The organism is Roseovarius roseus (assembly GCF_043355935.2).
In the GTDB taxonomy this organism is placed as follows: Bacteria; Pseudomonadota; Alphaproteobacteria; order Rhodobacterales; family Rhodobacteraceae; genus Roseovarius; species Roseovarius roseus.
The window spans coordinates 70,809-78,752 of record NZ_JBHFPE020000014.1; the positions used below are offsets into that span (position 1 = coordinate 70,809).

A 7,944-nucleotide genomic window follows, 5' to 3' on the forward strand; every position below is an offset into this window, starting at 1 on the left:
TGGCGCGCAATGGTCTGAGTTCGAAATGCGAATCGGGCACCCTGTCCGCACAATGACCTTTGTTTCAGGTTAGCACACATGCCGCACTGCACGAAGTATCCCGCCCAAGGACACTCCAGGGTCAAATCGGTCATCGCCGGATTGGTTCTGACTGGCACGGTGTCCGTCGAAGCCGTGGCCAGTCATTTCGGGATCAGTCCCAGAACACTTCAACGCAGGTTGAATCAACGCGGAATCGGCTTTTGGACAATGGTCGAGCAGAGCCGGTTCGAAATTGCCGGCGCCTTGCTGCACCAAACGGATCTGCAGGTTCAGGAGATCGCCGCCAAACTCGGGTACAGCACGCCGGGAGGTTTCAGCCGTGCCTTCACGAGATGGGCAGGCTGTTCGCCAAGCGCCTTCAGGGCGAAACCGGAGGGCAAAAGCCGAAACCAGACGATTGGCGCGAAATGGGCAGAGTTGGAGGCGGGCGATCAATAACCTTCAGAGCGACCGTACGGCCTTTTCGTGGAGAATTGAAGAATGATACGTCTGACCGCCTTGAGCGCAATGGCATTTGTGGCCGCAATGGGGCCCGCATTCGGGGACGTGTCGTCTTCCGAACTCGAAGCAATCTCGATCCCCGATACGGTCGAGACCGCGATCGGGACGCTCGAATTCTTTGACGGGGTGCCGACCGACGCCACGGTCGCCACGGTCTATGACAACCTTGACCGCATGCGCGGCTTGCAGGTCTTTCTCGACAATGTCGGTGCGGTGTCGATGCACAGCGTGCGCAAGGGGCTGGCCGATGCCGGGGCGGAAGGCGCGAACAGGATCGCCCTTTTTGCGCAATTAATGGATTCCCAAACGCTCGTGGTCACGGCCAACACTTCCACGCTCTATGCCTATACCTATACAGATCTCGCCGAGGATGGCCCGACGGTGATCGAGGTGCCGCCGGGGATGCTCGGATTTCTCAATGACGCGTGGCAGCGCTTTGTCGGCAACATGGGCGTCACGGGACCGGATGCCGGACAGGGCGGCAAGTATCTCGTGGTTCCGCCCGGCTATGATGGCGATATCCCGGACGGATATTTTCTGCTGGAGCCGTCGACCAACCGGAACTTCATGTTCCTGCGCGGATCCATCGCGAAAGGGCTTGAGCCGGCGGTCGAGAACATCACCGCGAACCTGAAGGTCTATCCGCTGAAAAACGCCGCAAACCCGGCCGAGACCGCATTTGAAAACGTCTCGAGCAAAGCGTTCAACACGGTTCTGCCAAGTGACTACAGCTATTTCGAGATCCTTGACCAGATCGTGCAGGAAGAGCCGATCGAGGCGATAGGTCCCGAAGTGCGCGGCACGATCGCCGCCATCGGGATCGTCAAGGGGCAGCCTTTCGACCCGGACGAGCGGATGAAGAAGCTGTTGACCGAGGCTGCCACACTGGCAAACGCAACCGCCCGCGTCATCACGTTTCAGCCGCGGATCGAGGGCGTGCGGATCTATCCGGACAATCCCGGCAGCGTCTGGTCCACCGCCTTCGCCAACAAGAACACCAGTTTCGAGGCGGATGGAGCGACGAATCTGGATGCGCGCGTGCTCTACTACTTCAATGCGGGCGGCGTCACGCCGGCGATGGCCACCAGCAGCCCCGGCCAGGGGTCGGACTATGCGCTTGCCCTTCTGGATGCCCAGCAGCAGGCGTTTGACGGGGCCAAGACCTACAAGCTGCATCTTCCCAAGGATGTGCCCGTCAAGGATTTCTGGGCCATCACCATGTATGACACCCAGACCCGCTCGCAATTGCAAACCGGCCAGCCGTTTCCGACCATCGGCAGCCAGACGGATGGCATGACCCAGAACGCCGACGGATCCTATGACATCTACTTCGCGCCGGAAGCGCCGGAGGGCAAGGAGGGCAACTGGCTTCAGACCGTTCCGGGCAAGAGCTGGTTCACCATCCTGCGGATGTATGGACCGCTCGAGCCTTGGATCGACCAGAGCTGGCGCCCCGGCGAGATCGAATTGGTTGAATGATTTCATGGGCGGGGCAAATGCCCCGCCGCAATACCGCGAGCGCCCTCGCGCCCAAAGGCGTGCCGGCGATCAAATCAAGGAATGTGATGATGATAGAGTTTCAAGGGGCTCCTGACGGGCCGATGACCACGACACGGATTGGTGCAACTCTGGCACGCGCGATCGAGGCCGTGGCCTCCGCGAAAAAGCTCGCAACACAGGTCATTTCCGCATTGGCCTTCACCGGCCTCGCGTTTGGTGCGCAGGCCGAGGAAAAGTCCGCGGCGCCCGACCTGGAAACAGTCGCCGAACAGGCCTATGTCTATGGGCTGCAGCAGGCAATTTTCTACGGCCAGCGCTGGATCTATTCGCAGAACGACGACGAGTCCAACATCGTTTACGCCGGTCTCAACCAGTTTTCCTGGGTGCGCGACAAGATCAGCCCCGATTATCCCGTGGTGACACCGAATGCGACCACCCTTTATGGGGCAGGCTTCCTTGACCTGCGCGCAGGACCGGTTGTCATCGAGGTGCCCGAGATTACGGACCGGTACTTCAGCGTTCAGATAATGGACCAGTATGGCATTTTCCGAATGATTGTCGGCTCACCCTTCAATGGCACCAAGGCGCGCTCCTATATTCTGGTGCCGCCAGGCTTCACCGATACCATTCCGGCGGATTTCCCGACGACCGACATCGTTCAGTGGCCAACGCAATCCGCTTACGGCGTTGTTCGCATGGCCGTCGAAACAGGCGCCGATGCCGAGATCAAGACGATCAACGGGTATCAGGATCAGGTGTCGATCACGCCGCTGGCGGACTGGCTGGCGAATGACCGCAAGGGCGTGCCGCAGGCAGATCGGGAGATCGTGCCGGGCGATTATCCCGTTCCCGACGGTCTTCCCGATTATGCATATGGACAGGTCGACAAACAGACTGCCGAACAATACTTCACCTTGCTCAGCGTCATCCTGAACGACCCGACGCTGCCGGTGCTCCAGGATTCCTTGATGGAATCCGACATGCTGAAGCAGCTTGAGGCGGTCAATATCGGCAAGGGTCTGGAGTTTGACTGGTCCAAGCTGACCGCTGAGCAGCAAGAGGCGCTGGAGACCGGATTCAAGGCCGGGTTCGACAGCGTGCGCGAGACACTGAAGACCAACATGATCAACATGAATGGCTGGGGTGTCGTGCGCAATGCAGGCGGGTTCGAGACCCGCTGGATGGACCGCGCGATCATCGCCGATGCGGCCTGGGCCGCCCCCGACAAGAACATCTCGCATGGTGGCGCGTTCCTCTTCCTTGACTCCGAAGGCAATCCTTTCAGCGGCGAGAACAAGTATACCCTGACTTTCGACATGAACGATCTGCCGCCTGTCACGCAGTTCTGGTCGATCCCGATCTACGACTCGAATGGCTATTTCGTGGCGAACGAGATCAGCCGTTACACGGTGAACAGCTTCATGCTGGACGCCGGTGATCTGGTGGTCGAGGACGGCAAGCTGGTGATCCACATCCAGCACGAAAAGCCGACCGATCCGAAACAGGCCAAGAACTGGCTGCCCGCGCCGGCTGACGGTTTCCGCTTCACCTCGCGATATTATGGACCCTACGCGCCGCTGACGGACGGCTCCTACAAGATGCCCCAGGTCGTGAAGGTCCAATAAGCTGCCTGACATAAAAGGGGTTCCCGCAGGGGTGCCCCGATTTACCCGGCCATTCCAAGGAACAAGCAGAATGATTACCCGACGTCTTTGCGCAACGACTGCCCTGGTGTCCCTCATGACCTTTGCCGCGTCAGCCGAGGTCACCAAGACCCAGCTCGAGGCAATCTCGATCCCCGACAAGGTCGAGACGCCGATCGGGACGCTGGAATTCTTCGACGGTGTGCCGGTCGGCGATACCGTGGAAACGGTCTATGACAACCTTGATCTGATGCGCGGGCTGGCCGTTTTCATGGGCAATCAGGGGGCGGCGTCGCTTCACGCCATGCGGACGGGCAACGCAAGCATTGGCGCCGACGCGTCGAACAAGTTCACGATAACCGAACAGTTGCTTCAGCCGGACTCCCTCTATCTGACAGGCAATACATCGACGCTCTACGCGCTTGGCTACATGGACCTGAAAAAGGATGGTCCACTGGTCATTGAGTTGCCGCCCGGCATGCTTGGGTTTGTCGACGACGCCTGGTTCAGATTTGTCGAGAACCTTGGCGCGATTGGCCCGGACAAGGGGCAGGGCGGCAAATACCTGATGTTGCCGCCGGGCTATCAGGGCGATGTGCCGGATGGGTATTTCGTGATAGAATCCCCCACTTACAACAACCTCGTGTTTCTGCGCGGCTCTATCGCGAAGGGCCTTGAGCCTGCGGTCGAGAACATCAAATCCAACCTCAAGGTCTATTCGCTGGCTCAGGCTGACAATCCGCCCGAAACCGAATTCATCAACTTTTCCGGCAAAAGCTACAACACGATTGCGCCGAACGATTTCAGTTTCTTCGAAGGCCTGAACCAAGTGGTCCAGGAAGAGCCGATTGATGCGATCGACGCCGAGGCGCGCGGGCTTCTGGCCGCGATCGGCATCGTCAAGGGTCAGCCATTCGATCCGGATGCGCGGATGAAGGCGCTTCTGGGCGAGGCGGCGACCCTCGGAAATGCCACGGCGCGTGCCATCACGTATCAGCCGCGTATTGACGGGGTGTTCATCTATCCCGACACGGACAGCGCCTGGACCACCGCCTATGCCGACAAGAACACGACCTTCGAGACCGATGGCGCGATGGGTCTGGATGCGCGGGTGCTGTTCTATTTCAACGCCACGGGTGTGACGCAAGCGATGGCGGCGACGACGGTCGGCCAAGGGTCCGACTATGCGCTCGCCTATCTGGATGCCAACAAACAGCCGCTTGACGGATCCAGGACTTACAAGCTGCGCCTGCCGCCGGACGTGCCGATCAACAACTTCTGGGCCGTCACGCTATACGACACGCAGACGCGATCGTTGCTGCAAACCGGGCAGAAATTTCCCACGGTGGGGAGCCAGAGCGACGGGGTTCAGCAAAACGCCGACGGCTCCTACGACGTCTATTTCGCGCCGGAGGCGCCCGAAGGCCGCGAAGGCAACTGGCTTCAAACGGTGCCGGGCAAAAGCTGGTTCACCATCCTGCGGATGTATGGCCCGCTTGAGCCCTGGATGGACAAGTCCTGGCGCCCCGGCGAGATCGAACTGGTAGAATGATAAACCAACTTGGCCGCGTTCAGGTGGACACAGTAACCACGGCCCTTCTTTCGCTGGCCGATACAACGGCAATGTGAGGATTATCCGATATGAACAAACCAGCGGTACATCGCGTGGCAAGACTGCTCACTTCGGCAACGACCGCGGCCATCGTCATGGCGGCGTCTCAGGCCACGGCGCAAGAGTACCAGAACAGCCTTACGCTTTACGGTCTCGTGCCGTGGGTCGATACAGAAGTGACGGGCAGCGGGGGTAACTCCGCCAATTCATCCGCGACGCCCGGCGACATCATTGAAGCGCTCGATTTCACCTACATGGTTGCGGGCGAAAGCCGGTTTGGAAAACTCAGCCTGCTTTATGATGCCATCTACACCGATCTGGCAGAGAGCGGCACACTCGGCGGGCCATTCGCCGGGCGAACCACTGTCGATGTCAAAATGCAGCTTGCGTCGGCGGCGCTTGGCTATGCGCTGTACGAGCAGAACGGCAAACTGCTTCAGGGTTACGGCGGCATCCGGGTGGTCGATGTGCGCACCGATGTCGGGCTGGTTGGCGGAGGCCCGGTAGGGGCGAGTTTCGACGCAAGGATAGACAAGACGTGGGTCGACCCGATGATCGGTGTGCGAGGGCGCACCGAGCTGACTGAAAAGGTGTCTCTGGGAGGTTTTGCCAGCATCGGCGGTTTCGGCGTTGGGTCGGATTTTTCTTATGATATCTATGGCGGGGTTGAATACGCAATCAACGACCGGGTCAGCGCCAATGCCGGGTTTCGGTACATGAGCTTCGATTATGACGGCGGCACCGCCGATCTTGAACTTGAAATGTATGGACCCGTTCTCGGGATCACCTTGCGTTTCTGACAATAAAAATTGGGGACAATAAAATGAAATGCTACTTCGCCAAAGCAAAGTCAAAGATGTTGAAAAACTCCACCGAAGCGTGGGGATGGAAGTCAAATGCAATTCTCGCTGCTTGTGCATCGATGATTTTCGCTCCTGCAGCTCATGCGCAAGACGCTGACCTGGCCAAGAAGCTGGCCAATCCGATTTCCTCACTGATCAGCGTGCCGTTTCAATGGAATTACGACTCAAATATTGGGCCGAATGATGATGGTGAACGCGCGACTCTCAACATCCAGCCGGTCATTCCGATCTCACTGAACAGTGACTGGAATCTGATCACGCGCGTGATCCTGCCTGTCACGTCTCAGAGCGACATCTTTCCTGGTGCAGGCGATCAGTTCGGCCTGGGCGACACGACTGTCAGCGCGTTCTTCTCGCCCGTCAAACCAGCGTTTGGCAAATGGATCTGGGGCGTTGGACCGGTGGCCGTGTTGCCGACAGCGACGGACAGTCTGCTTGGCGCAGAAAAATGGGGGCTTGGCCCAACGGCCATCGCGCTGACGCAGTCGGACGGATGGACGATCGGTGCCCTGGCCAACCATGTCTGGTCTGTCGGTGGTGACAGTAGCCGCGCGGATATCAACAACACGTTCCTCCAGCCATTCGTCTCATATACTTCGGCCACTGCTTGGACCTACACGCTCAACACCGAAGCCTCCTACAACTGGGAGTCCGAAGAGTGGTCGGTTCCGATCAATGCACAGGTTTCCAAATTGACACGGATCGGCGATCAGCCGGTCAGCATCGGCGTGGGCGCGCGGTATTGGGCCGACAGTACCCCGACCGGGCCGGAAGGCTGGGGCGCGCGTGCGTTTCTCACCTTCCTGTTTCCGAAAGGTTGATTGAGCGGACATTTGCGAGGCATGCGAATGCACAAAGATGTTTCAGGGGTTTGCTTCGATCGTCCGGTCACCGAAAGCGTGATCGCGCCCGCGCGACAGACATCAGATTGCGCAGAATCTTGGGTGTCGGCTAAATGAGTGAGGACCCAACCATCGAGGCTGCCCGCATTTCGCGCGGCGGTCTCTATTACAGGATGCAGGCGCGTCTTGGCCTGGTGAAGGAAGATCAGTTGCGGCCGGTTACCCGGGCGCTTCTGTTCGTTCTGATTGCATGGGGCGTGCCTCTGGTCATCAGCATCTTCGAAGGACAGGCTTTTGGCAGCTATGCAGAGATGCCTTTTTTGCTGCATCTGCCGGTGCTGTCACGCTTTTTGCTCGGAGTGTGCCTGCTCGTCGTGATGGAGCCTGTCGCGGAAAATCAACTTGCCTCGGTCCTGGGGCCCCTGCTCAGTCCGCCATTGCTGGCGCCCGGCTCCAAGGCAGCGGCCGCATCGGCCGCAGCCCTGGCCGTTCGCCGCCGCAATTCCCGGCTGGCAGAGATCGTCTGTTTTGGCGTCGCCTGTACTCTCTCGCTTGGAACGGCCTATACCCTTCGCGCCTTTGACGAAACCTCGTGGGCTTTCGTCAGCGGAAGCGGCGGACAGAGCTTTTCCTACACTGCGCTCTGGTGCCTTTGGATCAGCAGCCCGATTTATTTCTTCCTCGTGGCGCGCTGGATTTGGCGTATCGTCATTGTGGCGCTGTTCCTGAAGTCGATCGCATCTTTGGAATTGCGGCTGACGGTCACGCATCCGGACGGCGCAGCGGGTATCGGCTTCGTGGGGGCATTCCCCAATACGTATACCCTGTTCGTTCTGGCCTTGAGCTGCAATCTGGGGGCGGCGATGGTTGTGTCTCGATTCTGGTGGAAATTCTCCAGCGGCGTTCTCCGAGCATGCGGATTTGGGCCTGATCAGGCCGCG

At 59.1% G+C, this 7,944-nt stretch carries 7 protein-coding genes; all 7 read left to right on the top strand.

Annotated features, from left to right (window positions below; translation table 11 throughout):
* Positions 1-78: 78 nt before the first annotated feature.
* Positions 79-480, top strand: coding sequence for a helix-turn-helix domain-containing protein (locus ACEWPL_RS16460; protein WP_393929821.1), 402 nt, complete (start codon positions 79-81; stop codon positions 478-480).
* A 42-nt stretch (positions 481-522) separates the two neighbouring features.
* Positions 523-2,022, top strand: a complete 1,500-nt coding sequence (locus ACEWPL_RS16465) for a DUF1254 domain-containing protein (protein ID WP_393929819.1) — start codon at positions 523-525, stop codon at positions 2,020-2,022.
* An 89-nt stretch (positions 2,023-2,111) separates the two neighbouring features.
* On the top strand, positions 2,112-3,668 hold the full coding sequence (locus tag ACEWPL_RS16470) for a DUF1254 domain-containing protein (protein WP_393929817.1): 1,557 nt from the start codon (positions 2,112-2,114) through the stop codon (positions 3,666-3,668).
* Positions 3,669-4,041: 373 nt separating this feature from the next.
* Positions 4,042-5,238, top strand: a complete 1,197-nt coding sequence (locus ACEWPL_RS16475; RefSeq protein ID WP_420744361.1) for a DUF1254 domain-containing protein — start codon at positions 4,042-4,044, stop codon at positions 5,236-5,238.
* Between the two features lie 89 nt (positions 5,239-5,327).
* On the top strand, positions 5,328-6,098 hold the full coding sequence (locus ACEWPL_RS16480; protein ID WP_393929815.1) for a porin family protein: 771 nt from the start codon (positions 5,328-5,330) through the stop codon (positions 6,096-6,098).
* Between the two features lie 23 nt (positions 6,099-6,121).
* Positions 6,122-6,982 (top strand): transporter family protein, encoded by an 861-nt coding sequence (locus ACEWPL_RS16485; protein WP_393929813.1) that lies wholly within the window; start codon positions 6,122-6,124, stop codon positions 6,980-6,982.
* A 134-nt stretch (positions 6,983-7,116) separates the two neighbouring features.
* The coding region (locus ACEWPL_RS16490) for a hypothetical protein (RefSeq protein ID WP_420744360.1) at positions 7,117-7,944 on the top strand (828 nt) is incomplete at its 3' end.

Bases quoted from the DNA above. Each gene is read 5' to 3' on its own strand.
- ACEWPL_RS16460 (WP_393929821.1), top strand. From the start codon at position 79: ATGCCGCACTGCACGAAGTATCCCGCCCAAGGACACTCCAGGGTCAAA.
- ACEWPL_RS16465 (WP_393929819.1), top strand. From the start codon at position 523: ATGATACGTCTGACCGCCTTGAGCGCAATGGCATTTGTGGCCGCAATG.
- ACEWPL_RS16470 (WP_393929817.1), top strand. From the start codon at position 2,112: ATGATAGAGTTTCAAGGGGCTCCTGACGGGCCGATGACCACGACACGG.
- ACEWPL_RS16480 (WP_393929815.1), top strand. From the start codon at position 5,328: ATGAACAAACCAGCGGTACATCGCGTGGCAAGACTGCTCACTTCGGCA.
- ACEWPL_RS16485 (WP_393929813.1), top strand. From the start codon at position 6,122: ATGAAATGCTACTTCGCCAAAGCAAAGTCAAAGATGTTGAAAAACTCC.